Source organism: Undibacter mobilis (assembly GCF_003367195.1).
GTDB classification, from domain to species: Bacteria; Pseudomonadota; Alphaproteobacteria; order Rhizobiales; family Xanthobacteraceae; genus Pseudolabrys; species Pseudolabrys mobilis.
In genome coordinates, this window is sequence record NZ_QRGO01000001.1 from 2,833,203 (window position 1) to 2,855,417 (window position 22,215).

At 64.5% G+C, this 22,215-nt stretch carries 27 protein-coding genes; 16 read left to right on the forward strand and 11 right to left on the reverse strand.

The features are described from left to right. Positions 1-28: 28 nt before the first annotated feature. Positions 29-700, forward strand: coding sequence for an endonuclease/exonuclease/phosphatase family protein (locus DXH78_RS13470; RefSeq protein ID WP_115517514.1), 672 nt, complete (start codon positions 29-31; stop codon positions 698-700). A 69-nt stretch (positions 701-769) separates the two neighbouring features. On the opposite strand, the gene DXH78_RS13475 is transcribed toward DXH78_RS13470, so the two are convergent. The 3 genes from DXH78_RS13475 to DXH78_RS13485 all read right to left on the reverse strand — a co-directional run bounded on the left by DXH78_RS13475 (position 770) and on the right by DXH78_RS13485 (position 1,836). Then, positions 770-952 carry a CsbD family protein gene (locus DXH78_RS13475; protein ID WP_115517515.1) on the reverse strand — a complete coding sequence of 61 codons (183 nt, stop codon included), beginning with the start codon at positions 950-952 and terminating at the stop codon, positions 770-772. A gap of 145 nt (positions 953-1,097) precedes the next feature. Next, positions 1,098-1,388 (reverse strand): hypothetical protein, encoded by a 291-nt coding sequence (locus DXH78_RS13480; protein WP_147292640.1) that lies wholly within the window; start codon positions 1,386-1,388, stop codon positions 1,098-1,100. Between the two features lie 142 nt (positions 1,389-1,530). Next, positions 1,531-1,836 carry a hypothetical protein gene (locus DXH78_RS13485; protein ID WP_147292641.1) on the reverse strand — a complete coding sequence of 102 codons (306 nt, stop codon included), beginning with the start codon at positions 1,834-1,836 and terminating at the stop codon, positions 1,531-1,533. 158 nt (positions 1,837-1,994) lie between these two features. Here DXH78_RS13485 and DXH78_RS13490 point away from each other — a divergent pair, with 158 nt between their 5' ends. Beyond that, a complete protein-coding gene (locus DXH78_RS13490; protein WP_115517518.1) occupies positions 1,995-3,602 on the forward strand; it encodes a carboxyl transferase domain-containing protein in 1,608 nt (535 codons plus the stop codon). A 23-nt stretch (positions 3,603-3,625) separates the two neighbouring features. Here the strand turns inward: DXH78_RS13490 and DXH78_RS19665 are convergent, their stop codons facing one another. Further along, entirely contained in the window at positions 3,626-4,153 is a 528-nt protein-coding gene (locus DXH78_RS19665) for a hypothetical protein (RefSeq protein ID WP_147292642.1), read from the reverse strand. 118 nt (positions 4,154-4,271) lie between these two features. Here DXH78_RS19665 and DXH78_RS13495 point away from each other — a divergent pair, with 118 nt between their 5' ends. The 3 genes from DXH78_RS13495 (at position 4,272) to DXH78_RS13505 (ending at position 6,319) form a co-directional block, all read left to right on the forward strand. Then, a complete protein-coding gene (locus tag DXH78_RS13495; RefSeq protein WP_115517519.1) occupies positions 4,272-4,490 on the forward strand; it encodes a hypothetical protein in 219 nt (72 codons plus the stop codon). 302 nt (positions 4,491-4,792) lie between these two features. Continuing rightward, positions 4,793-5,485 (forward strand): SDR family NAD(P)-dependent oxidoreductase, encoded by a 693-nt coding sequence (locus DXH78_RS13500; RefSeq protein WP_115517520.1) that lies wholly within the window; start codon positions 4,793-4,795, stop codon positions 5,483-5,485. Positions 5,486-5,581: 96 nt separating this feature from the next. Then, positions 5,582-6,319 (forward strand): transporter substrate-binding domain-containing protein, encoded by a 738-nt coding sequence (locus tag DXH78_RS13505; protein WP_115517521.1) that lies wholly within the window; start codon positions 5,582-5,584, stop codon positions 6,317-6,319. 96 nt (positions 6,320-6,415) lie between these two features. Here DXH78_RS13505 and DXH78_RS13510 read toward each other — a convergent pair whose 3' ends face one another. Together DXH78_RS13510 and DXH78_RS13515 are read right to left on the reverse strand one after the other, a co-directional pair. Then, a complete protein-coding gene (locus tag DXH78_RS13510; RefSeq protein WP_115517522.1) occupies positions 6,416-6,958 on the reverse strand; it encodes a hypothetical protein in 543 nt (180 codons plus the stop codon). A gap of 10 nt (positions 6,959-6,968) precedes the next feature. After that, on the reverse strand, positions 6,969-7,937 hold the full coding sequence (locus tag DXH78_RS13515; RefSeq protein WP_115517523.1) for an NADPH:quinone reductase: 969 nt from the start codon (positions 7,935-7,937) through the stop codon (positions 6,969-6,971). Between the two features lie 132 nt (positions 7,938-8,069). Here DXH78_RS13515 and DXH78_RS13520 point away from each other — a divergent pair, with 132 nt between their 5' ends. Continuing rightward, positions 8,070-8,303 (forward strand): hypothetical protein, encoded by a 234-nt coding sequence (locus tag DXH78_RS13520; protein WP_115517524.1) that lies wholly within the window; start codon positions 8,070-8,072, stop codon positions 8,301-8,303. Positions 8,304-8,388: 85 nt separating this feature from the next. Here DXH78_RS13520 and DXH78_RS13525 read toward each other — a convergent pair whose 3' ends face one another. Continuing rightward, a complete protein-coding gene (locus tag DXH78_RS13525; protein ID WP_115517525.1) occupies positions 8,389-8,625 on the reverse strand; it encodes a hypothetical protein in 237 nt (78 codons plus the stop codon). Between the two features lie 874 nt (positions 8,626-9,499). On the opposite strand from DXH78_RS13525, the gene DXH78_RS13530 reads away from it, so the two are divergent. The 5 genes from DXH78_RS13530 (at position 9,500) to DXH78_RS13550 (ending at position 13,582) form a co-directional block, all read left to right on the forward strand. Continuing rightward, positions 9,500-9,730: a hypothetical protein gene (locus tag DXH78_RS13530; RefSeq protein ID WP_115517893.1), complete on the forward strand. Its 231-nt coding sequence runs from the start codon at positions 9,500-9,502 to the stop codon at positions 9,728-9,730. Between the two features lie 103 nt (positions 9,731-9,833). After that, complete coding sequence (locus DXH78_RS13535; RefSeq protein WP_115517526.1) at positions 9,834-10,169, forward strand: GYD domain-containing protein; 336 nt, start codon at positions 9,834-9,836, stop codon at positions 10,167-10,169. A 73-nt stretch (positions 10,170-10,242) separates the two neighbouring features. Continuing rightward, positions 10,243-11,106: a hypothetical protein gene (locus tag DXH78_RS13540; RefSeq protein WP_147292643.1), complete on the forward strand. Its 864-nt coding sequence runs from the start codon at positions 10,243-10,245 to the stop codon at positions 11,104-11,106. A 65-nt stretch (positions 11,107-11,171) separates the two neighbouring features. Then, a complete protein-coding gene (locus DXH78_RS13545; protein WP_115517528.1) occupies positions 11,172-13,124 on the forward strand; it encodes an acetyl/propionyl/methylcrotonyl-CoA carboxylase subunit alpha in 1,953 nt (650 codons plus the stop codon). Between the two features lie 17 nt (positions 13,125-13,141). Further along, a complete protein-coding gene (locus DXH78_RS13550) occupies positions 13,142-13,582 on the forward strand; it encodes a DUF1489 family protein (protein WP_115517529.1) in 441 nt (146 codons plus the stop codon). Positions 13,583-13,614: 32 nt separating this feature from the next. On the opposite strand, the gene DXH78_RS20260 is transcribed toward DXH78_RS13550, so the two are convergent. Continuing rightward, positions 13,615-13,743 carry a hypothetical protein gene (locus tag DXH78_RS20260; protein WP_283805625.1) on the reverse strand — a complete coding sequence of 43 codons (129 nt, stop codon included), beginning with the start codon at positions 13,741-13,743 and terminating at the stop codon, positions 13,615-13,617. Between the two features lie 126 nt (positions 13,744-13,869). Further along, positions 13,870-14,721, reverse strand: a complete 852-nt coding sequence (gene panC, locus DXH78_RS13555; RefSeq protein ID WP_115517530.1) for a pantoate--beta-alanine ligase — start codon at positions 14,719-14,721, stop codon at positions 13,870-13,872. A 176-nt stretch (positions 14,722-14,897) separates the two neighbouring features. Between panC and DXH78_RS13560 the strand changes: the two genes are divergently transcribed. The 3 genes from DXH78_RS13560 (at position 14,898) to DXH78_RS13570 (ending at position 17,348) form a co-directional block, all read left to right on the forward strand. After that, positions 14,898-15,818 (forward strand): division plane positioning ATPase MipZ, encoded by a 921-nt coding sequence (locus DXH78_RS13560; protein ID WP_115517531.1) that lies wholly within the window; start codon positions 14,898-14,900, stop codon positions 15,816-15,818. 110 nt (positions 15,819-15,928) lie between these two features. Next, positions 15,929-16,651, forward strand: coding sequence for a vWA domain-containing protein (locus DXH78_RS13565; RefSeq protein WP_115517532.1), 723 nt, complete (start codon positions 15,929-15,931; stop codon positions 16,649-16,651). 1 nt (position 16,652) lies between these two features. After that, entirely contained in the window at positions 16,653-17,348 is a 696-nt protein-coding gene (locus DXH78_RS13570; protein ID WP_115517533.1) for a DnaJ domain-containing protein, read from the forward strand. Between the two features lie 121 nt (positions 17,349-17,469). Here the strand turns inward: DXH78_RS13570 and DXH78_RS13575 are convergent, their stop codons facing one another. Next, positions 17,470-19,005, reverse strand: a complete 1,536-nt coding sequence (locus DXH78_RS13575; protein WP_245416814.1) for a serine hydrolase — start codon at positions 19,003-19,005, stop codon at positions 17,470-17,472. A gap of 304 nt (positions 19,006-19,309) precedes the next feature. On the opposite strand from DXH78_RS13575, the gene DXH78_RS13580 reads away from it, so the two are divergent. Next, positions 19,310-19,639 (forward strand): phasin family protein, encoded by a 330-nt coding sequence (locus tag DXH78_RS13580; protein ID WP_115517535.1) that lies wholly within the window; start codon positions 19,310-19,312, stop codon positions 19,637-19,639. Positions 19,640-19,729: 90 nt separating this feature from the next. Here DXH78_RS13580 and DXH78_RS13585 read toward each other — a convergent pair whose 3' ends face one another. Further along, positions 19,730-21,127 (reverse strand): TadE/TadG family type IV pilus assembly protein, encoded by a 1,398-nt coding sequence (locus tag DXH78_RS13585; RefSeq protein ID WP_115517536.1) that lies wholly within the window; start codon positions 21,125-21,127, stop codon positions 19,730-19,732. Between the two features lie 707 nt (positions 21,128-21,834). Here DXH78_RS13585 and clpS point away from each other — a divergent pair. Then, the gene (clpS, locus tag DXH78_RS13590) at positions 21,835-22,185 is read left to right on the forward strand and encodes an ATP-dependent Clp protease adapter ClpS (protein ID WP_430727497.1); all 351 of its coding nucleotides are present in this window, start codon (positions 21,835-21,837) and stop codon (positions 22,183-22,185) included. Positions 22,186-22,215: the final 30 nt, after the last annotated feature.

Sequence of the window (22,215 nt, forward strand, 5' to 3'; positions counted from 1 at the left end):
TGAAGAGCGGGCGAACAGCGTCCGTGTCATGACCTGGAACATCCACGGTACGCTCGGGCGTAATCCGCGCTTCGATCTGGTGCGGGTCGCCGATCTCATCCGCCGCTGGGACCCGGACGTCGTCGCGCTGCAGGAAGTCGACTCCCGCCGTGCTCTGGCCGACGGCACCAATCCATTCGAGTATCTCAAAGGGGCTGTCGGTCTCTATGGCATCGGCGCCAAATCGCTGACAGGCGCCGACGGCGACTACGGGCAGATGCTGATCTCGCGCTTCCCGCTCCGGAGTCATGAGATCCGCGATATTTCCTTTGGCGAGCGCGAGCCGCGCCGCGCCATCCGCGCCGAACTCGAGACGCCATTCGGGCCTCTGACGGTGGTGGCGACCCATCTCGGCCTGAGTATCGGCGAGCGCCGCCGTCAGACGCGCATGCTCATCGAACTCGCCGCTGGCGATGCCCCCGCCGTGGTGGTGGGCGATTTCAATGACTGGTTCTGGCCGGGGTCGGTGCGGGGTGTCCTGTCGCGCATTCTGGCCGGCCGCACGCGCTTCCGTACGTTCCCCGCGGCATTTCCGCTGCTGCGGCTGGATGGCATCTATTGCCGGCCGCGCGCGGCGCTGCTGCGCAGCTTCGTCGATCGCAGCGCGCGCACGCTGTCCGATCATCTGCCGGTGATCGCCGATCTGCGTCCGGATGTTTGATGACAGCACCAACAAAAAGCCCGGCGCGTTCGCACCGGGCTTTCGTCAGCGTGCGGGCTTGTTGCCCTGTTAGTTGTCGAGCGCTTCCTTGAGCTTGTCCTTGGCGCCGCCAACGGCGTTCTGGATCTTGCCCTTGACCTGATCGGCGTGGCCTTCGGTTTCCAGCTTGGCGTCGCCTGTCACCTTGCCGGCGACTTCCTTCACCTTGCCTTTGGCCTGCGTCATCGAGCCTTCAATGCGATCTTTGTTCATGATGGTTCCCTTTGTCCTGTCGTGAAGCTCATCAAGACAACGCGCAATCCCCGCGGGACGTTCCACCGAGGGTGCTGTCTCAAAATAAAAGCCCCACGTCCTTGCAGACGCGGGGCTTCAGTTGCCTCATCGAGATGACGGGGTGCTACTTCAGATCCTTGGCCTTGAGCTTGCCATTTTCGGTGCCCTTGTCTTTCGGGTCGACCGTGCTCGAGGCGCCGCTGCCGGTGGTCGTGCGCGAACCGGTCGCGGCCGGCATGTCGGCAGTGGCCGGCGACTGCGTGCCGCTCTTGCTCATGCTGCCATCGTTCGCCGGTGCGGCGTTGGGGCTGGACGGGTTGGCGGTCGTGCCGCTGTTGGTAATGGTCTGCGCGTGAGCGATCGACATGCCGGCGACGAGTGCGGCAACGGCCGTCAAAGTGGTGAGCGTCTTCATGGTCATCCTCCTGTGAAACATTTAATGGGTTCCGGTTTGCTACCGAACACGCAAGGACAACGGACGTAACAAGTTGAGCGTTCCGGGAACCGGCGCGATTCTTTGCAGTTGAGCGCGACTAAAGAGTCGCAGCGTCGCGCCGTCACCGCGTGGAGTTCGCAAGCGCGCCGTTGCCGTGGCCGTCGATGCGATCATCGGGCGTGAGGCGTAGCGGCTTTTTGCCCTTGTCATCCGACAGACCCGGCTTGCGCGGCGCCTGACTGCTGGTCTCGGGACGACCGTCCTTGCGCTCGCCGGCATTCATCGGCGGCGCGATCTTGGCGGGCGGGGCGTTCTGCTGCGCCGCGGCAGCAGGCTCGGGCGGTGCATCGTTTGTCTGGGCGCCGGCGGCGGCCGTGGAAAGGACAAAGGCCAGAGCGGCGGACATCAGGAGCGGGGTTGGGGTCATCACGGTCCTCTGCGGCGGCCCCGAACGGGCGCTTCCGCACTGTCAACGCGGCGGCGCGCCCGCGCGTTCCGCCCTCCATTGCCTTGCTGTTCCAGCCGGGGCACCTTGGCCGCGCATGACAAGACGGCCGGCGATTCCGCCGCCGGGGAGGCGCAGCTTTGACGGTCCTGAAATCGGCGATCGATGCTTCATCGCCGGAATTTGCCGGTAATTCCGCCCGCATGCGGGTGCTGCTCGAGGAACTGCACGCCCGGCGCGCCGAGGCCGCCCTGGGCGGCAGCGAGAAGGCGCGGGCGCGCCATGTCGGCCGCGGCAAGCTGTTGCCGCGCGACCGGGTGATGAACCTGATCGACCCGGGTTCGCCCTTTCTCGAAATCGCGCCGCTCGCCGCCAACGGCATGTATGACGATGCCATTCACGGCGCCGGCATGATCGCCGGCATCGGCCGCGTCGAGGGCCGCGAATGCATGGTCGTGTGCAACGATTCCACCATCAAGGGCGGCACCTATTACCCGATGACGGTGAAGAAGCATCTGCGCGCCCAGGAGATCGCGCGCGAGAACCGGCTGCCTTGCGTCTACCTCGTCGACAGTGGCGGCGCCAACCTGCCGCACCAGACCGAGGTGTTTCCCGACCGCGAGCATTTCGGCCGCATCTTCTACAATCAGGCGACTTTGTCGTCCTTGCGCATTCCGCAGATCGCCGTGGTGATGGGCTCCTGCACGGCGGGCGGCGCCTATGTGCCGGCGATGTCGGATGAGACCATCATCGTCAGGAATCAGGGCACCATTTTCCTCGGCGGCCCGCCGCTGGTGAAGGCGGCGACGGGCGAGGTGGTCAGCGCCGAGGATCTCGGCGGCGGCGACCTGCATGCGCGCAAGTCCGGCGTCGCCGATCATCTGGCGCAGGACGATCATCATGCGCTCAGCCTCGCGCGCCGGATTGTCGCCAATCTCAACACCCGCAAGGATGTCGATATCGCGATCGAGACGCCGCGCGATCCGCTCTATGACGCCGCCGAGCTGGACGGCCTTGTCCCGGTCGATCTCAAGAAGCAGTACGACATCCGCGAGGTCATCGCGCGTCTGGTCGACGGCTCGGAGTTCGACGAGTTCAAGCAGCTTTACGGCACCACTTTGGTCTGCGGCTTCGCACGCATCCACGGCATGCCGGTCGGCATCCTCGGCAATAACGGCATCCTGTTCTCGGAGAGCGCGCTCAAGGGCGCGCATTTCATCGAGCTGTGCTGCCAGCGCCGCATTCCGCTGCTGTTCCTGCAGAACATCGTTGGTTTCATGGTCGGCCGCGATTACGAGGCCGGCGGCATCGCCAAGGACGGCGCCAAGCTGGTCACCGCGGTCGCCTGCGCGCAGGTGCCGAAGATCACGGTCATCGTCGGCGGCTCCTACGGCGCCGGCAATTACGGCATGTGCGGCCGGGCCTACTCGCCGCGTTTCCTGTTCACCTGGCCGAATGCGCGCATCTCGGTGATGGGCGGCGAGCAGGCGGCGTCCGTGCTCGCCACCGTCAAGCGCGACAATATCGAAGCCGGCGGGGCCAAGTGGAGCGAGATCGAGGAAGAGGAATTCAAGACGCCGATCCGCGAGCAATACGAGGAAGAGGGCAATCCCTATTACGCGACGGCGCGGTTATGGGACGACGGCATCATCGCGCCCTCGGAAACCCGCCGCGTGCTGGCTTTGGCGTTCAGCGCGGCGCTCAACGCGCCGGTGCCGGAGACGAGGTTTGGGGTTTTCAGGATGTGAGGGCTTGAAATGGGTTAATTTCGTCAGTCGTCTTTAGATCGGCCGCGGTCATAGTATTCTTGAACGTCAGGGTGCGTTGGTCGAATTGACCACCAGTACCGACGATCGCCAGCAGCAACTTGAGTGAACATGTTGTCATAAACATATTTCACTTTCGTTGATCCGGGCCGATTTCGATTGGCAAGCGGTATGCGGCCGTATGCGTCTAAAAATAGATTCAAGGCGTTGGCTTCAATGTCTATGCAGCGCGCGTCGTCGAACGCCCAGACTTCATAACGAGCGTTGGGAAGAGTGCGTCCGAGCGGCTCCAGCCATTGTCGATGAGAAGACCAGCGCTGCGCTATGCTGCCTCTGCCGATATAGATTAGCGGACTGTCGTCCTTGTCGTATGCAATTTGATAAGGAGGCCCGAGACGTATGAAGTATATCGAATTTTTCCAATCCCACACTTCGTTGCTTCCGCTGCAATACAATATGATGTTGCGCCAGTCAGACTCGGTCAGCGGAATTTCAGTGGCACGCCACCAGTTTACCTCAGCGATCGTTGCCATGGCGTGCTCTTTGATGGATTGCAGGTGAGTGTTGGGGGCGACAGCGATGCGTAGTTGCCGTTTCTTTCGCTTCCGCCGCCCCTCGTCGTTATTCTCCGGTAACCCGTGAACCTTCGCAATGCCCTCCCGCCCCAAAAAACCGCCCGGTCACGATTGGGAAGTCTTCATCCGCTATCTCGAAGATGGCGAGGATGACAGCCTTGAGGTGACCGGCTGCTGGACACCGGAGGAGGCGATCGCCAAGGCGCGCGATGAACTCAACGCCTATGCCAAGAGCGACGACGACAAGGACCAGTTCGAGGTTGTTGCGGTGGTCCGCTCGGACGCGGAAATTTAGGAGGCAGGCCTCATGGTGAGGAGCGCTCCGGCAGGAGCGCGTCTCGAACCATCGCAAGTCGGCTTTAGCCGACTTGCGTGATAACATGCCCGATCTCGGGTTTACCCGAGATCGGGTGGGCCGCCCCATCCTTCGAGACGCGGCCGTCGCAGCCAAGTCTGTGCAGGCTGCGCCTGCTATGGCCGCTCCTCAGGATGAGGGCGGGGCGTGGATTGACGAACCGAGATATTCCCGCATTGCGCTTGGCTCCATGCGGGCTACACTTTTTCAACCAAGACAGGCAGCGGCATAAAAAGGGCCTCATGAAACACACCTCCGCTCTCATCGTCGGCGCCGGTTCCGGCCTGTCCGCCTCGCTCGCGCGGCTCATGCTCAAGGATGGCATGCAGGTCGCGCTCGCCGCGCGGTCGCCGCAGAAGCTCAGGGAATTCTCCGACGCCACCGGCGCGCGGACCTTCGAGTGCGACGCGGCGCAGGCCTACGACGTCGGCAAGCTGTTCGACGATCTCGACGCCGCCCGTCTCACTCCCGATGTTGTCGTCTACAATCCGGGCTACCGGGTGCGCGGCCCGCTCATCAATCTCGATCCGGTCGAGGTCGAGAAGACGCTGGCGATCACCGCCTTCGGCGGCTTCCTCGTCGCGCAGCAGGCCGTCAGGCGCATGCTTCCGAAAGGCGAGGGCGCGCTGCTGTTCACCGGCGCGTCCGCCTCGGTGAAGGGCTATGCGCAATCGGCGCCCTTCGCCATGGGCAAGTTCGCGCTGCGCGGCCTGGCGCAAAGCCTCGCCCGCGAACTCGGCCCGCAGGGCATTCATGTCGCTCATTTTGTTATCGACGGCGGCATTCGCAGTGTGCGCCGCCCGCCCGATCCGGCCAAGCCCGACGCGACTCTCGATCCCGACGCCATTGCCGAAACCTATATGCAGGTCCTCAGGCAGCCGCGTAATGCCTGGAGTCTGGAAGTCGAGCTGCGGCCGTGGGTGGAGAAGTTCTAGCGTCCGTCATTCCGGGTCCGCACGTTTTGATGCGCGTCCCCGGAATGACAGGCCGCAAGGCTTTTCATGGCCGCCGCGGGCCGATAAACCTCGGGCATGATCGACACTCAGCACCTCCAATCTCTCGCTCCCGCCGGCACCTTGCGCGGCGGCGTTGTCGTCGCGCCGGCCAAATCCATTTCATTTGCCACGACAGGTGACGACGGCGCGGTGCAGGGGGTGCCCGTCGATCTGCTGCGCGGCTTTGCGGCGCTGCTGAACGTGCCACTGGCGCTGACCGAATTTCCCAATTCCGGCCAGCTCACCGACGCCATTGCCGAAGGCCGCTGCGACATCGGTTTCATGCCGCGCGATGCGGCGCGTGAGGCGCGCGTCGCCTTCGGCCCGTCCTTCTATCTGATGGGCAGCACGTATCTGGTGCCGGCCGGCTCGGAGATCTTCACCATCGAGGCCGTCAACCGCGAGGGCATCCGCATCGTCGCCATCGCCAACACCACGACAGCGCGCGCGGCTCGGCGCACCGCGCCGCTGGCAATGGTCGAGGAAGTGCCAAGCGTCGAACTCATGACGGCGATGGCGCAGCGCGGTGAGGCCGACGCCTTCGCGCTATCGCATGACTCCTTCGCCGGCCTGTTGCCACGCATTCCCGGCGCGCGCATTTTGCCGGGCCAGTTTCAGCAGACCGGCATCGGCGTCGCGGTGCCACCGGGCCGGCCCGGCGCGCTGGTGCTCGCGCGTGCGCTCATCGAAGAGGCGAAGACGAACGGTCTGGTCCGCCGCGCCTTCGATGCCGCGGGCTTCGTCGACGCCGCGGTGGCGCCCCTGGAAAGCTAGAGCGCGTCAGCTTTGCTTGGGGCGTTTGCTGGATGCCCCGCTTTTATGGGGCCTGACAGGGCGGGCACCTCCGTGTCGATCAACTTCAATTGCGCTTTAGTCGGCGCTTACCCGGATCGGCGCGGCGGCCATGCGCCGGTACAGATTGATGCGACGGCGGATCGGCACCCAATCGTACAGATAGATTTCGATCGGCTTCCAGTTGGCGACCCAGCCGACAATGATCAGGCTTTCCTCCAGCACCCGCGCTGCCACTTTGTTGGGAATAATGGCGGCGGCGATCTGGCTCGCCGTCAGGCAGCCGATCAGCACCACAATGCCGATACCGAGGAAGCGCCGACCAAGGCGGAACAGTTCGCGCAATTCCTGCTCGGCGTGGATGGCACGGTCGGTGAAATAATGCGCGAAGGCTTCAGGAATGCGCGCGGCGTCGGGCTTGGCCGCCTCGCTTTCCGGCAAGTGGACGACGATTTCAAAAGCCTCCGCCGCCGGCAGTTCGCGCACCCAGCCGGCGATGAATTCCTCGACGCCGGCGTCGAGATCCTTCTGCCTGAACGGCGAGGGATCGAGCGAACTGAACAGGTGCGCGATCGTCGCCGTGCGCAACGCAATGACGGTTGCGGGCGCGCTCGGGCTCATGGCGTCGTCATCAGATGGTGACCACGATCTTGGCGCTCGCGCCTTGCTCCACCGCCTCATGCGCGGCGGCGGTATCGTTGAGCCCGAACTGGCGCGGATCGACACGGTGGATCAGCTTGCCCTGGGCCAGTGCGGCGCCGATACCGCTGACCGCGCGGGCACGCTCGGCAGCATCGAGTTCGAACACCAGGAAGAACTGGATGCCGATGGCGTTCGACAGCAGGAACTGCGCCGGCAGCGACAAGTCGGGCCCGGCAATGCCGTAGACGATGACGCTGCCTTTGGGCCGCAGCACCGTCGGCAGCAGCTTGGCATTGGCGGTGATGTTGAGTTCGACCACCGCGTCGACGCCGCGCTTGTCGGTCAGCGCCATGACGCGGTCGCCGACATTCTCCGTCTTGTAATCGATGACATGATCGGCGCCGGCTTCCTTGGCAATCTTCGCCTTTTCGGGCGACGAGACCGTGGTCAGCACGGTCGCGCCGGCGAGCTTGGCGAACTGGATGGCGTAATGGCCAACCGCGCCGGCGCCGCCGGAAACGAGCAACGTCTTGCCGGAGCGCATGGCGAGCTCGACGGCATGAAAAGCCGTCATCGCCGGAATACCGAGGCAGGCACCTTCGGCGAAGCTCACTTTGTCGGGCAGCGCCACGGCCTGCGCCGAGGGCAGGGCGACGTATTCGGCGGCGGTGCCGAACGGCCGCTTCCACTGCGCGTTCCAGATCCACACGCGTTCGCCGATGCGCTTCTTGTCGACGCCATCGCCGACCTGATCGATGGTGCCGGCGCCGTCGCTGTGCGGGATGATGCGCGGCCAGGGTTGCTTGCGTCCGGCGCGTACTTTCACATCGACCGGATTGACGCCCGAGGTCGCGAGCTTGACGCGGACTTCCCCCGGTCCGCATTCCGGTGTCGGCACATCGCCTGTGCGCAGCACATCACGCGCCGCGCCGATATCGTCATAGTAACAAGCCCGCATGTTGTTTCCTCTTCGTGATGCAGTTGAGCATGCCTGCATCGCGGAACTTGAACAAGCGTGACGACGTTTTCACAGACGGAACACCGATTAGAATGGTGATCGTAGGGGGCGACGGCTCACGGAGGAAAACGCATGACTTATCGTGTTTATAGCGGCCCGCAGGGCGCACCCGATCTCTCGCCGCTCGAGAAGCAGCGCGTGCTCTACAAGGAATTCATGTCGATGGACGAGGCGCTGTGGTGGGCCAGCCATCTGCGCAAGCAGGGCAGGGTTGCGTTATCGATCGAAGGCGATGACGGCACCACGCTCGATCGCCGCGCCATCGGCGCTGCGATCAGCGTCGCTCCGTTCGCGCGGTCGGCGTGACATCTGCCGTGCCGCGTGTGTGCGGACCAGAATAAAAAAAAGCCCCGCCGGTCCGGCGGGGCTTTTGACGTGTGGTGGGGTGGCGCTAGTTGGCGCGCGTCGCCTTGTCGGGCTGGATATTGGCGGTGACGCGGTGCCATTGCTGCTTGGCGCCTTCGCTCAGGTCGCGCCATTTCACGCCGACGACATCCCAGTTCACCATCGGCCGTTCGGCGGTGAGGGTGCCGTCATTGCTGGCGCTGCCGGCATGGGAGCTGTCGTAGACATAGGCGCCGCCGATGGTGAGTGCGGCGCCGAGAATGATGCCCAACAGAAGTCGCATGACGTGTTCTCCGTCCCTGGAAGCGTATGCCCCCGATTTCCCGGCTAACGAACGGTCTGGGCCGGTAAAAGTTCCATCGTGCAGGGTCCGGGCCGTCTCTGGCGGTACGCAGGGGGCCGTCCCGGCGGTCCGGGCGGGCGCTGCGGGCGGGTCTGCGGTATTTGCGTAAAAACAATACAGGTCGCCCCAAGTAATTGCTTAAACGATTGAAATACCTAAGTTAAATCATCAAAAAATGTCGCCCCCCGGGCAAAAATTCTGCTATATTACAAATATGCCTACACAGTCGCGCAAGGCCGCCGGACGGACCTCCCAGAAGTCGACCCGGCGGAACGTCAAAAAGACCGCCAAGAGCACCCGCAACACCGGGAGCACCGCGAAGTCGTCGCGGGCCCGGGCGACGGCACGTTCGTCTCGGGCCGCTTCCAAGGCTTCGTCGACCAAATCCGCGCCAATCAAATCCGCTCCCGCCAAGGCCGCCGTCAGCAAGACCAAGCCGGCGAGCAAGACCGTCGCCAAGGTCGAGAAGGCCGCCATCAAGGCGGTTGCCCGGCCGGCCGACAAGGCCCCGGTGAAGCCGGCTGTCGCTTCGGCCGCCAAAGCGGCGGAAAAGCCGATGAGCAAGTCGGCCGAAAAGTCGGCCTCGAAGGTTGTCGCCAAGCAGGTGTCGCGCATCGCGGCCGATATCGCCGCCAAGGCTGCGGCCAAGGAAGCGATCAAGGCCAAAAACGGTCTCGGCAAAAGCGCTCCGAGCAAAGCGGCCGCGACCAAGCCGGGCGCTGCTAGGATCGAGAAGGCCGACAAGACCGACAAGATCGAATTGTCCGAGAGCGAACTCGCCGCGCTCAGCATGATCCGCACCTTCTCGCCGCCGATGCAGCCGGTCGAGGCGCCCGAGGCGGCGCCAGCCAAGGCGTCGCACAAATATCAGGTCGGCGATGCGGTGTACTTCACCTCGCCGAGCTTCGGCCGCGCCGCCGCCAGCGGCACCTATACGGTGATCAAGGTGCTGCCGTCCGACGGCGAGGACCGTCAGTACCGGATCAAGAGTTCGGTCGAGGCGTTTGAGCGCGTCGCCAAGGAAAGCCAGCTCGAGCGCATCTGAGCTGGCCTGCACCGGACTTCGCCGGCTTGGCTCGCGCGCGTGTTGCCGCTTTGCCCTATAGTCGCACCTCGTGAATCGTTTTCGTCGCGGGGAAGTCAACGTTATGCCGATCTACATCACGCAGGGGCGCTACACGCGCGAGGCCATCAAGGGCATGCTGGTCAAGCCCGAGGACCGCGCCGAGGCGGTGCAGCGGCTGCTGGCCAAGGTGGGCGGCAAGCTGATCGGTTACTACGTCACCTTTGGCGACTACGATTTCCTGCTGGTCGCGGAAGCGCCCGACAACACGCAAATGGCGGCGGCGTTGCTGGCGGCGGGTGGCAGCGCCGGCGTCACCGATCTCAAAACGACGGTGGCCATGACCTCGATCGAGGCCAAGGGCGCCTTCGCGGCGGCCAGCGATATCGCCCCGGGCTTTCGCGCGCCGGGCGGGCTGTAAACGAACGAAGGTGCCGACCTTGATGCCGCCACCATTGCCCTGTCGGTAGAGCGTTATGCTAGGCCGCGTCACCATGTCCGTCTTGTTCGCCCGCTATGCCACTCCGCTCGCCGTGCTGCTGGGCCTCGGTGTGGCCGCCTTCGCGCTCGCCGAGCAGATGAGCGCCGACCGCCGCGCCGCGCATGAGCGCGCAGTCATCGCGCGCAGCGACGAACTCACCGCACGCGCCATGGCGCCCGGTTCGGCGCTGGCCTGTCTCGACGCCGCGGCCGGCGATACCACTGAGACGGCCTGTGAGGCCGCGGTGTTCGGTTCGCCACAGGCCACCGCCGCCGCCGTCGCCTATATCGGCGCGCGCATGGCGCTGCTCGCCGACGGCCGCGACATGCCGGCGCTCGCGCCGCGCTTGGCCGCCACCCGCCGTGCCATCGAACTCGATCGTTTCGGCATCGCCGCGCAGGTGATGAGCCAGCGCGACGGCTGCTCGGCGGCACAGTGCACCGGCTTTGCGCTGGTGACCGACTCCAGCATGCTGCGCTCGAACCTGAAGGCGCGCACCTTCGACCAGTATGTCTCGCGCCACGCCGTGCACTGGAACGCCGCGCCGGCCGCGGCAGACAAGCCGGTGGCGTCGGCACAGCCGCCGGTTCAGGTGGTGCCGGTTTTGCCGACTCCGGCGGTTGCCGCGAGCGAGCCGCGCCCGGTGTCGTCGAAATATGATTTTCCCTCGGCCGCCTCGATCCCGCCGGTCAGCATCATGAATGCCGAGCCGGCCTTGTCGAAGGAAGCGGCCGACGCCAGACAGGCCGTCGCCGCGCAGGGCGCGGCGCTGGGCGACCGCGCGCCACCGGCGCCGCCGCAGCCGGAGCGCACCCCGGTGCCGCCGCGGCGTCCACAGGCGGCGAATGAACCGGCGGACATTGCCCCGGTGCGCTAGGCTATAGTTGTTGCGCCCGGGGCAAAGCCGGGCATGACGCCGATAAAGCCGGGGCCGTCCGCCGCATGTTCAAGTCCGTCCTGATCGCCAATCGCGGCGAAATCGCCTGCCGCATCATGCGCACGGCCAAACGCCTGGGCCTGCGCACCATTGCGGTCTATTCGCAGGCCGACGCGCAGGCGCTGCACGTCAAGCTTGCCGACGAGGCGCATCTCATCGGGCCGGCGCCGGCGGCGCAAAGCTATCTGGTGATCGACAACATCATCGCCGCGGCGAAAGCGGCGAAGGCCGAGTGCATTCACCCCGGCTACGGCTTCCTCTCGGAGAACACGGCTTTCGCCAAAGCCTGCGCCGATAACGGCATCGTCTTCGTCGGTCCGCCGCCATCCGCCATCGAGGCGATGGGGCTGAAGGATCGCGCCAAGGCGCTGATGGAGAAAGCCGGCGTGCCGGTGGTGCCCGGCTATCACGGCAACAACCAGGACCCGGCGCTTCTCAAGCGCAAGGCCTATGAGATCGGTTATCCGGTGCTGATCAAGGCGGTGGCCGGCGGTGGCGGCAAGGGCATGCGCCGCGTCGACCGCCATGCCGATTTTGACGACGCGCTCTCAGGCGCGATGCGCGAGGCGCAGAATTCGTTTGGTGACGCCCGCGTGCTGATCGAGAAATACGTCACGGCGCCGCGTCACATCGAGATGCAGGTCTTTGCCGACACGCAGGGCAACGCCATTCATCTCAACGAGCGCGATTGTTCATTGCAGCGGCGGCATCAGAAAGTCATCGAGGAAGCGCCGGCGCCCGGCATGAGCGCCGCCTTGCGCGCCGAGATGGGCGCTGCGGCGGTGGCCGCCGCCAAGGCCGCCGGCTATGTTGGCGCCGGCACTATCGAGTTCATTGCCGACGGCGCGGGCGGCCTCAAGAGCGGCGGCTTCTGGTTCATGGAAATGAACACGCGGCTGCAGGTCGAACATCCGGTCACCGAGGCCGTCACCGGCCTCGATCTGGTCGAATGGCAGTTCCGCATCGCCAATGGCGAGACGCTGCCGCTGACGCAAGCTGAGGTGCCGCTTCACGGGCATGCCGTCGAGGCGCGGCTTTATGCCGAAGACCCGGAGAAGAGCTTCCTGCCATCGACCGGCCGGCTGATCGCGCTCGAATTTCCGAAAGCCGAAGGTCTTCGCGTCGACACTGGCGTCGAGAGCGGCGACGAGGTGACGCCGTTCTACGATCCGATGATCGCCAAGCTGATCGCCAAGGCTGAGACGCGCGAGGCCGCGCTCGACCGGCTGGCGACCGCGCTCGACGCCACCGTCGTCATCGGCCCGCGCAGCAATGCCGGATTTCTGGCGGCCCTGGTCCGCGCGCCCGATTTCTGCATCGGCGCCTTCGACACCGGCTTTATCGACGCGCACCTGTCCGAACTCGGCGCCGGGCCGCAGGCTCTCGACCATGAAGCGGTGGCGTTCGGCGCACAGGCGCTGGTCGCACGTGAGCGCGATCGTCTGGCGGAACGCGGCGACGGGTATGACTCGCCGTGGGATGCCGATGACGGTTTCCAGCTTTCTGGCACGCGGCGTTTAATCGTGCCGCTGATCGCCGAAGGTCATCACCTCAATGCCGAAGTCGCCTTCGTTGGCGGCGAGGCCAAAGTGAGCGTCGAGGGCGCCGCGCCCGCGCTCGATGCCACGGCGATCGCGACCGCTGACGCGGTCTATGTTCTGCGCCGCGGCCGCCAGACCAGGCTGGCGCCGCGCGATCTCAGCCTCGCGGAAGGCGCGGAGGAGGGCGGCAGCGGCACGATCCGCGCGCCGATGCACGGCAAGGTTCTGGCGGTGCTGGTGGAGCAGGGCGCGTCGGTCGCGCGCGGCCAGCGCCTTGCCATCATCGAGGCGATGAAGATGGAGCACACGCTCACCGCGCCGCTCGATGGCACCGTGGCCGAGATCGCGGCCTCCGCCGGTTCGCAGATTGCCGAAGGCGCTCGGGTGATGGTGATTGTGCCGGCGGAAGGCGCTTAGTCAGTCACGAGTCAACAATGCCCCTTCACCTCATCAAGCTCTCCGTCGGGACCGACTCCATCGCCGATCTGCAAGGCTGGATCGACGACAAGATCAAGGCGCAGAAGAAGCGCGGCGTCAAAAAGCCCGAGCGCATCCACACCACGCGCATGGTGCCCAAGCGCGCCAATGAACTCAAAGACGGCGGCTCGATCTATTGGGTGATCAAGGGCCAGATCATGTGCCGCGAGTTGATCCTCGACGTGCGGCCCTTCACCGACAAGGACGGCATCCACCGCTGCAAGCTGGTGCTCGATCCCAAATGCATTCCGGTCGAGCCGCGCCCGCGTGCCGCCTTTCAGGGCTGGCGCTATCTGGAAGATAAGGAAACGCCGCGCGACCTCAGCAAGATGGGCAAGGGCGCGCTCGACATGCCCGAGGAGTTGCGGCGCGAGCTGATGCAGTTGGGGTTGCTGTAAGGCTTTGTTGGCGGGTCGGTTCAGCCGGGTTCTTAAGGCGCTGCCAGCCAGTAGCCGCCGAGAACCAGGAAAAGGGCGAGGCCCACGATGATCGTCACCACGGCGGCGGCGATCGCCGGCAGGCCATGCGCGTCCATCCAGCCCTGAAGTGCTTTCCCCATCGCGTGAACTCCCAAACCCCGGCTGTCGTTGGCGGGCAGTATAGCAATTGAGCGGGTGGCAACCACCCGCTGTGTTTGTCATTCCGGGGCGCTCGCATCAGCGAGGCCCGGAATGACGAGGAAGGTTCACACCCCCAGATTATCGATCAGCCGCGTTTTGCCGATCTTCGCCGCAACCAGCAGCCTGATTGGGCCGTCCTTGGCCGAAGCGATGGGCTTCAAGGTCTTTGCGTGACGCGCTTCGAGATAATCGAGCTTGAAGCTGGCGCGGGAAATTTCGCTGGCGCCTTCTTCCATCACCATCTCGATCGGCTCGCCGCGCTTGATACGCGCAGCGCAGGCCTTCAGCACGCGCGAGAGCACCGGCGCCGCGGCGCGCTCGGCTTCCGACAGGTAGACATTGCGCGACGACAGGGCGAGTCCGTCCTTCTCGCGCACGGTCGGGATGCCGATCACCTTGACGCCGAGGTCGAGGTCGCTGGCCATCTGCGTGACGACGCGGAGTTGCTGGTAGTCCTTCTGGCCAAACAGGGCGATGTCGGGCCGCACTTGCGTGAACAGCTTGGTCACCACCGTGGCGACGCCGCCGAAGAAATGCGGGCGAAACTTGTCTTCGAGCCCGGCCAGGGCTGCGCCTTCCGGCGCCACGCGGGTGGCAAAGCCTTCGGGATACATCTCGGCCGCGGTCGGCGCCCATACGGCGTCGACTTTCAGGGCCGCCAGCGCCTTGACGTCGGCGTCGAAGGTGCGGGGATAACTGCCGAAGTCCTCGGTCGGCGCGAACTGGGTCGGATTGACGAAAATCGACACCACGACGCGGCGTGCCTTTTTTCGGGCTTCGCGCACCAGTTTGAGGTGGCCTTCGTGCAGCGCACCCATTGTCGGAACCAGGGCAAGCGCCTGGCGCGCCCGCCGGTATGGCTCGAGCGTCCGGCGCAGCGATGTGACGGTTCTGAGGATTTTCGGTCTGTCGGCCATGTCAAAAGGTTCCGGCGGCGGCCCGCGTTATGGCCTTGTCGGCGGTTTGTCGTCAATCGCGGTTAAAACCGCCACGTCATGGTGAACAACGACCGCGCCGGTTAATGGTTAAACTGCCGCAAACTTGACGAAAGCCCTATCGGTCATCGAGTATTGCCCCAGTAAGGGACGCATAGATGTTGGTCCAGCCAATCAATCCTAAACCGCAGTCTGCACACGTCGTCGTGCTCGGCAACGAGAAGGGCGGCTCGGGCAAATCCACGACGGCGCTGCATATTGCCGTCGCCCTGATGAAGGCCGGCCAGAAGGTCGCGACCATCGACCTGGACTCGCGCCAGCAGAGCTTTACCCACTATATCCAGAACCGCCGCGACTGGGCCGAGCGCGCCCGCATTCGCCTCGAGCTGCCGACGCATTATTGCGTGCCGCGCGCCGACGGCAATTCGGTCGAGGCCAATGAGGCGGCCGAGTTCGCTTCGTTCTCGCGCGCCATCGCCGCGATCGAGCATACGCATGACGTCGTCATCATCGACACGCCCGGCAACGACACTTACATGATGCGGCTCGCCCATTCGCTGGCCGACACGCTGGTGACGCCGCTCAATGACAGCTTCGTCGATTTCGACGTGCTGGCGAAGATCGATCAGACCAATTTCACCGTCACTGGCGAAAGCCACTATGCCGAGATGGTGCGCGAAGCGCGCCGCCAGCGCCGGCTGGTCGACGGCAAGCTCACCGACTGGATCGTGGTGCGCAACCGCCTGTCGGCGCTCGGCTCGCGCAACAAGAAGCTGGTTGGCGAGGGCATTCAGGAACTCGCCAAGCGCATGGGCTTCCGCGCCGTCGACGGTTTCGCCGAGCGCGTCGTCTACCGCGAATTCTTCCCGCGCGGCCTGACCGCCTTCGACGATCTCGACGAGCAGACCCTCGGCATGCGCCCGAACATGTCGCACCTGACCGCGCGCGAGGAAGTCATCGGGCTCCTCAACGCGCTGCGCCTGCCGATGTCGGAAAACGGCCGCCGCCGCGCCGCCGCCCGCGCCGAATGGTACTCGGTCATGGATCAGCCGCTGCAGGTCCACGACCTGCTGGCCTGAGGCCTCCTTCCATTTTGTCGCACGTTACCGGTCGCTGGCCCGCTTTCGCGGGCGGTCGGGCGTAATTAGCTGTTGCCGGAATCGCGCTCGAAACGGTGTACAGTTCCCCCATGACCACGCCGACCCGTAAAGGCACCGATACTGCGCCCGCGACCTCCTCGCGCGCCGACATCGACGCCTTTCTGACCAAGGTGAAATCGCTCGGGCCCGCCGTCACCGCTGGCAAGCGCGGCCGGCTGGTGTTCGCGCTCGACGCCACCATGAGCCGCCAGCCGACCTGGGACACGGCGCAGTCGCTCACCGCCGACATGTTCCGCGAGGCGGCCCAGATCGGCGGCCTCGATATCCAGCTCGTCTATTTCCGTGGCATGGCCGAGTGTCGCGCCTCGGCTTTCGTTGCCAATGGCGAGCGGCTCGCCGAACTGATGTCGCGTATCGCCTGCCAGGGCGGCCACACCCAGATTGCCAAGGTGCTCAGCCACACCCGCAACGAGCACAAGGCGCAGCCTGTGCAGGCGCTGGTCTATATCGGCGACGCGATGGAAGAGGCGGTCGACGATCTGGCCGCCGCGGCCGGCGAATTGGGCCTGCTCGGCGTGCCGGTGTTCATGTTCCAGGAAGGCCGCGATCCGGTGGCGGAGAACGCCTTTCGCGAGATCGCGCGGCTATCGCGCGGCGCCTATGGCCGCTTCGATACCGGCGCGGCGCACCAGCTGGCCGAGTTGCTGCGTGCCGTTGCCGCTTATGCCGCCGGCGGCATGAAAGCGCTCGCGGCTCTGTCAAACCGCCAGCCGGGCGGGGCGCAGCGCCTGCTCGCGCAACTCAGCGGCTGACATGCCCACACTCATTTTCGGCATTCTGATTTTGCTCGGCGCCCTGTGGGTGCTCGGCGTCATTTCCAAGATCGACCCGCAGGTCGGCGCCCGCATTCTCAAGGCCGGCGGCGGCCTCATTGCCATCGGGATGGCGGCGTTCCTGGGCCTGCGCGGCGAACTCTTCATCGCCATCCCGCTCGGCGCCTTCGGGCTCGGATTGCTGGGCTGGATCGGTCCGGCGGGCTTTAGCGCCCGGACCCGCAGGTCGGCGGGGCAGGTGTCGCGGGTGCGCACCGCCTATATCGAAATGACCCTCGATCACGACACCGGCGCCATGAGCGGTACGGTGCTCGCCGGGCGCTATGCCGGCCGCGGACTGGACGACCTGAACACCGAGGCGCTGGTGACGCTGCTCACCGAAGCCGACGACGAAACCCGAGCGCTATTGATGCCGTATCTTGACCGCCGGGATCCCGCTTGGCGTGAACACGCGCAAGGTGACGCGGCAACGGGGCGGGCTGCGCCGGGCACTGCCAAAATGACGGACGAGGAGGCCTATCAGGTCCTTGGCCTGGAACCCGGCGCGCGTGAACGCGACATCACCCGGGCGCATCGCGCCCTGATGAAGAAATTTCATCCCGACCAAGGGGGATCGACGTATCTCGCGGCCCGGATTAACGAGGCCAAGGAAACGCTGCTTCGCCGACATCGCTGATGCTCTCCAAACGCAACATCACCAGCGGCTCCTGTCGTTCGATGCTTCCTGTTATCGCCGTAACGATCGGCGTCACTTGCCGTCGCCACGTTATTATTGGCGCCCGTTTACAGCCGACGGGTTAGTTCTTCATTAGCAGGCAAGGTATTTCGCTGCGCTTAAGGTTCTTGCAGGCCGCTTCGGCCTGGGACTTATCGAGGCCGGCAAAGCGGGCACGGAACAGCGCGCGCTCACCCTTGGCGACCTTTTCGGTAAAGGGTTCGGCCTGGCCGAGCTGGGCCTTGGCCTTGGTCTGCGCGGCTTCGAGCCGCTCCTTGGCCGCGGTTTCTTCCGGGAAGGCGCCGACCTGGATCATCCAGCCGCTGCGCGACTTGGCCGATCCCATCGCTTCCTGAACCGGCGCGGACGCGGGCGCCGGAACGGGGACCGAGACGCCGACGGAGGCGACCCGCTGCGGCACGGGCTTGGCCGGCAGCGTGCCGAGAATGCCGGGACCGGCATCAGCCGGTGGCGGGGGCAGATCGCTCTTCACCGTGGCAATGGTGCTGACGGTGGTCGGCTTGGCGTGCGGCGGCATCAGCGCGCGGCCGGCCGGCGGCAATTCGGACAGGGCAGCCATCTGCGTCTTGCCGGATCGGACCAGCACGGTCTTCACCGCATTCGGCTTGATCGGCTCGGTCGAACCGACATCGGGATTGTCGTTTGCGGCAACGTCTTCCGGACGCGGGTCGGCGACCGGCGTCGGCGGCTTCGCCGGCATCTTGATCTCGGCAACGGCGGTGCCCTCGGCCACCGGCGGCGCCGTGCGCTTGGCGGCCGCGACGTTGTAGGTCTTGTCGATCAGGCCGCGCACTAAGGCGTCGCGCGCTCTCGCGGTGCGGCCGCCGAATACGGCGGCGACGAGATGGCGATTGTTGCGGTTGACCGAGGTGACGATGTTGAAGCCGGACGCGCGGATATAGCCGGTCTTGATGCCGTCGACGCCATCGACGCTGCCGAGCAGGCGATTATGGCCGCCAATGGTCCGGCCTTCATAGGCGAAGGAGCGGGTGTTGAAATAGCGGAAGTAGTTGGGGAACCGGTCCTGCAGGGCCCGGCCGAGCAGGGCCTGATCGCGCGCGGTGGTGACCTGATCGTCGTCCGGCAGGCCGGAGGCGTTACGGTAGGTCGTATGAGTCATGCCCAGCGCCCGCGCCTTGGCGGTCATCATGCGGGCGAAGCTGGGTTCGTCGCCGCCGAGATATTCGGCGATGACCACGGCGACGTCGTTGGCGGACTTCACCACCAGCGCCTTGATCGCGGTTTCCACCTTGATGGTGTTGCCGGGCTTGAGGCCCATCTTGGAGGGGGCCTGCGCGGCGGCGTGAGCTGATGCCGGCATGTCGCTGGTCAGTTTGACCTTGCCGGATTCCAGACGCTCGAACAGCAGATAGAGAGTCATCATCTTGGTGAGCGAAGCCGGATGACGGATGGCGTCGGCGTTGCTGGCGTGCAAAACGGTTCCGGTGTTGCCATCGACGACGATCGAGGCGGTTGGGGGGCTATAGGTGCTCGCCGCCGCAGGCTTGTGCCGCGCTTTGCGCGAGCGGGCGTCGGCGCTGTCGCTGATCGCAGCGACCGCCACAATCACGGCGAGGCCGAGAGAACTCCAACGCATCAAGCGTTGGCGGTTGCTGTCTCGCCGCGTCATTGCACCTCCCACACCCCGTCGGACCACGTCCCGCCTTACTTCGATTTGTCGAAAAATTATAGCGCATCTTTGGCGCTTGAACGGCGCAGGCTAGGCAAACGTCGTTACCAAAATCCTAATCTATGCCTATGATTTTGTGGTAAATTTTGCATTGCAACAAAGGTTGCTTGACTTTATTGTGCAGCGCACTATAAATATAAACCAAGCCCGGTTTGAACCGGGTCATTCATTCATCGGAAGCGCCGCCGGAGCGGCCGGGAAGGGAATTACCATGGTCAAGAATTTTGACGAATTCCAGCAAGCCAGCAAAGAAAACATCGACCTCGCCGTGAAGTCGGTGGGCAACGTTTCCAAGAGCGCCCAGGCGATTGCGGCCGAACTGGCCGACTACTCGAAGAAGTCCTTCGAGGAAGGCACCGCCCTCATCGAAAAGCTGTTCGGCGTGAAGTCGCTGGAGAAGGCGATCGAAGTGCAGAGCGAATACGCCAAGGCCGCCTATGAAGGCTTCGTCGCCGAAACCACCAAGCTCGGCGAAATGTATTCGGCCCTCGCCAAGGAAACCTACAAGCCGTTCGAAAACCTGATGGCGAAGGCCAAGTAAGGTTTCGAGCAAGCTGAGCCCAACAGGCGATCTGAAATAGAAAGAGCCCGGCGCATGCGCCGGGCTCTTTTTTTTGGGCCGTGCGCGGCGTTACTGGGCGACGCGCAACTGGGTCAGGTTGGTGCCGATCTCGGTGAACACCTTGGCGATGCCGCTGGCGCTGGTGACAGTGAAGAACTTCGACACGTCGTACATCTTGTCCTTCGAGCCGGCACAGTTCTGCAGCAGGGTGGAGGTCGGATCGCCGTCGGTATTGACGTGAATCGTGTAGATCGTGATGCCCGAGTTCTTGATGTTGGCGCAGGTGCCCGAGCCGTTACCGGTCTGGTACATGCGGTTATCGACGGCCGTGCTGGTGTTGGAGCCGTTGCCGTACCAGCGGTCCTGCGTATTGAGACCGTCCGACATCAGGATGATGATGTCCTGGTACTGATAGTTTGAGTCCTTCGCCGGCGCGGTCAGCGGTCCGCCGCCGACCAGCGATTGCCAGGCCCAGACAAGGCCGATCGGCTGGTTGGTCGCGCCGTTGGGCTGCATCGAATCGACAAGGTTGTTGAGCGCCGTCCAGTCATAGGTCAGGCCCTTCATGGCGACCGGGCAGGCATTGTATTGCTCGGCTGGCCATTTCGAAATCGCCGTGGTGTTGGGCAGCGTCGCGACCTGGTCCCAGGTCGAGGTGCCGGGGGCACTGGACGGGCCGCGGTCGGTAACGCAGCCATTCCAGGTGTTGTGATTGGCCGCCGAGCAGCTGCCGCCGCCGCCGCCCCAGCCGCCGCCCCAACCACCGCCCCAGCCGCCTCCGCTGCAGGTTTGATTGTCGTTGTCCCAATCCGTCCAGTCGATCCAGTTGGCGTTATAGTTGCTGGCTCCGACATTGACGTCCTTCGCGAAGGGGATGATCGACACATAGACGTCGCCATTCGTCGAAGCCGCATTCTTGAGCTGCGTCAGCAGATTCTTGGTCGCCGACTTGAGAGCGGTCATCTTGTCATCGTAGGCCATCGAACCGGTATTATCGAGCGCGAGCGCCACGCGCAGGCGCGTCGAGCCCCAGGCCGTCGTCGATGAGCCGCTGACCGTCAGGTTGTCGTAGCCGATGATGCCGAGGAAGTTGGTCGGAACCGACACCGAACCATTGACGACGACCTTCGAGCCGCCCGTGGTGGTGTAGGTGGCGTTGATGGCAACGCTCTTGGCCTCAGGCCGGTTGAACAGCGCGGTGAAGTATTTCAACGCCTTGCTGTCGAGATCGGTGTCGCTCAAGCTGGCCGCGTCGCGCGCCAGCATCAGCGCGGTTGAATCCAGCGCGGCTTGCAGCGCTGCTTTGACGTTGTTGGCGTGGCTGTAATCGACGGAGTAGCCGACGGCGCCGACGATCGGCAGCGTCGCCATGGCAAAGGTGATGGCAACGTTGCCGCCGCGATCGCGACGGAAAGCCGCCATGCTGCGGAACAGACGGTTGGACAGACGATTCCAGATCGAGTTCATGACAACCCACCAGACGCTTTGTGTCTGCCTGCCGTCATAAACGGTGCTGTTAAACTGCGCGTATACGGCGCGCACGAAAAACGGGGGCTTTTCCTAAACCTCTCTGGGGGCACCGCGACGCAAATGTCGTCGGTTCAAAGGGTTCGATGGTTAACCAGCCTTCCCTGGGACCGGACGAATGCCGAATAGTTCTTAGACGACGTCCTTAACGGCTCGTTGGCGGAATGCCGCGCCGGAGCCGGAGTGACCCGGCCGCGTGCTCCGGAGCCGCTTTGGTACGTCGGCCGCGGGCGGATCGCACCGGCGCCAATTCGGTCCAATTCCAAAGGTAATGTGCCGATTCGGAGCGGTCGGGTGGCTTGCCAAGGGCCATTCAATGGCTATCTGACGCAGAGGACGGCCAATTCCGAGCGGAAAGCCCTGAAAGCGGCCGCCTGAAACGCAATTCGCGGCTTGGAATGACGGCGCCGACGTCCTTATGATGGTGAATAAAGGCCCTTGTGGGGGTGACGGCGGGGGCACGCGGATGCAACGCTTGTGCTGGTGTATCAGTGCCCTGGGATACCGCCGCGGTGCTGAAACGGCTTTTGCTCGGACGTGAATTCTGACTGACCATGACCAGGAATGTGACGCTCGACTCTTTCTCTCGCCGGTCTGCCGCCGCGCCGGAGCGCAGCGCAGGCATGCAGCGGCGCATGGCCGGCTTCATGGCGCCGCGCCTGGCCGACGATGACCGCAAGGGCAAGGCGCCGGCCGGCGGGGAGCCGAACGTCGCCGTCATCACCAAGACCAAGCCGCAAACGAAGCGGCCGAATCTGTATCGCGTGCTTATATTGAACGACGACTACACGCCGATGGAGTTCGTCGTTCACGTGATCGAGCGGTTTTTCAGCAAGGATCACGAGGCGGCGACACGTATCATGCTGCATGTGCATCATCACGGCATGGGTGAGTGCGGTGTCTATACATACGAGGTCGCGGAGACCAAAGTGACGCAGGTCATGGACTTCGCGCGCAAACATCAGCATCCTTTGCAATGCGTGATGGAAAAAAAGTAGGCTTCGGGGAGTGGGGGACGATTTCGCCGA

Bases quoted from the DNA above. Each gene is read 5' to 3' on its own strand.
- DXH78_RS13470 (WP_115517514.1), top strand. From the start codon at position 29: ATGACCTGGAACATCCACGGTACGCTCGGGCGTAATCCGCGCTTCGAT.
- DXH78_RS13475 (WP_115517515.1), bottom strand. From the start codon at position 952: ATGAACAAAGATCGCATTGAAGGCTCGATGACGCAGGCCAAAGGCAAG.
- DXH78_RS13480 (WP_147292640.1), bottom strand. From the start codon at position 1,388: ATGAAGACGCTCACCACTTTGACGGCCGTTGCCGCACTCGTCGCCGGC.
- DXH78_RS13485 (WP_147292641.1), bottom strand. From the start codon at position 1,836: ATGACCCCAACCCCGCTCCTGATGTCCGCCGCTCTGGCCTTTGTCCTT.
- DXH78_RS19665 (WP_147292642.1), bottom strand. From the start codon at position 4,153: ATGGCAACGATCGCTGAGGTAAACTGGTGGCGTGCCACTGAAATTCCG.
- DXH78_RS13495 (WP_115517519.1), top strand. From the start codon at position 4,272: ATGCCCTCCCGCCCCAAAAAACCGCCCGGTCACGATTGGGAAGTCTTC.
- DXH78_RS13500 (WP_115517520.1), top strand. From the start codon at position 4,793: ATGAAACACACCTCCGCTCTCATCGTCGGCGCCGGTTCCGGCCTGTCC.
- DXH78_RS13505 (WP_115517521.1), top strand. From the start codon at position 5,582: ATGATCGACACTCAGCACCTCCAATCTCTCGCTCCCGCCGGCACCTTG.
- DXH78_RS13510 (WP_115517522.1), bottom strand. From the start codon at position 6,958: ATGAGCCCGAGCGCGCCCGCAACCGTCATTGCGTTGCGCACGGCGACG.
- DXH78_RS13515 (WP_115517523.1), bottom strand. From the start codon at position 7,937: ATGCGGGCTTGTTACTATGACGATATCGGCGCGGCGCGTGATGTGCTG.
- DXH78_RS13520 (WP_115517524.1), top strand. From the start codon at position 8,070: ATGACTTATCGTGTTTATAGCGGCCCGCAGGGCGCACCCGATCTCTCG.
- DXH78_RS13525 (WP_115517525.1), bottom strand. From the start codon at position 8,625: ATGCGACTTCTGTTGGGCATCATTCTCGGCGCCGCACTCACCATCGGC.
- DXH78_RS13530 (WP_115517893.1), top strand. From the start codon at position 9,500: ATGCAGCCGGTCGAGGCGCCCGAGGCGGCGCCAGCCAAGGCGTCGCAC.
- DXH78_RS13535 (WP_115517526.1), top strand. From the start codon at position 9,834: ATGCCGATCTACATCACGCAGGGGCGCTACACGCGCGAGGCCATCAAG.
- DXH78_RS13540 (WP_147292643.1), top strand. From the start codon at position 10,243: ATGTCCGTCTTGTTCGCCCGCTATGCCACTCCGCTCGCCGTGCTGCTG.
- DXH78_RS13545 (WP_115517528.1), top strand. From the start codon at position 11,172: ATGTTCAAGTCCGTCCTGATCGCCAATCGCGGCGAAATCGCCTGCCGC.
- DXH78_RS13550 (WP_115517529.1), top strand. From the start codon at position 13,142: ATGCCCCTTCACCTCATCAAGCTCTCCGTCGGGACCGACTCCATCGCC.
- DXH78_RS20260 (WP_283805625.1), bottom strand. From the start codon at position 13,743: ATGGGGAAAGCACTTCAGGGCTGGATGGACGCGCATGGCCTGCCGGCG.
- panC (WP_115517530.1), bottom strand. From the start codon at position 14,721: ATGGCCGACAGACCGAAAATCCTCAGAACCGTCACATCGCTGCGCCGG.
- DXH78_RS13560 (WP_115517531.1), top strand. From the start codon at position 14,898: ATGTTGGTCCAGCCAATCAATCCTAAACCGCAGTCTGCACACGTCGTC.
- DXH78_RS13565 (WP_115517532.1), top strand. From the start codon at position 15,929: ATGACCACGCCGACCCGTAAAGGCACCGATACTGCGCCCGCGACCTCC.
- DXH78_RS13570 (WP_115517533.1), top strand. From the start codon at position 16,653: ATGCCCACACTCATTTTCGGCATTCTGATTTTGCTCGGCGCCCTGTGG.
- DXH78_RS13575 (WP_245416814.1), bottom strand. From the start codon at position 19,005: ATGCGTTGGAGTTCTCTCGGCCTCGCCGTGATTGTGGCGGTCGCTGCG.
- DXH78_RS13580 (WP_115517535.1), top strand. From the start codon at position 19,310: ATGGTCAAGAATTTTGACGAATTCCAGCAAGCCAGCAAAGAAAACATC.
- DXH78_RS13585 (WP_115517536.1), bottom strand. From the start codon at position 21,127: ATGAACTCGATCTGGAATCGTCTGTCCAACCGTCTGTTCCGCAGCATG.
- clpS (WP_430727497.1), top strand. From the start codon at position 21,835: ATGGCGCCGCGCCTGGCCGACGATGACCGCAAGGGCAAGGCGCCGGCC.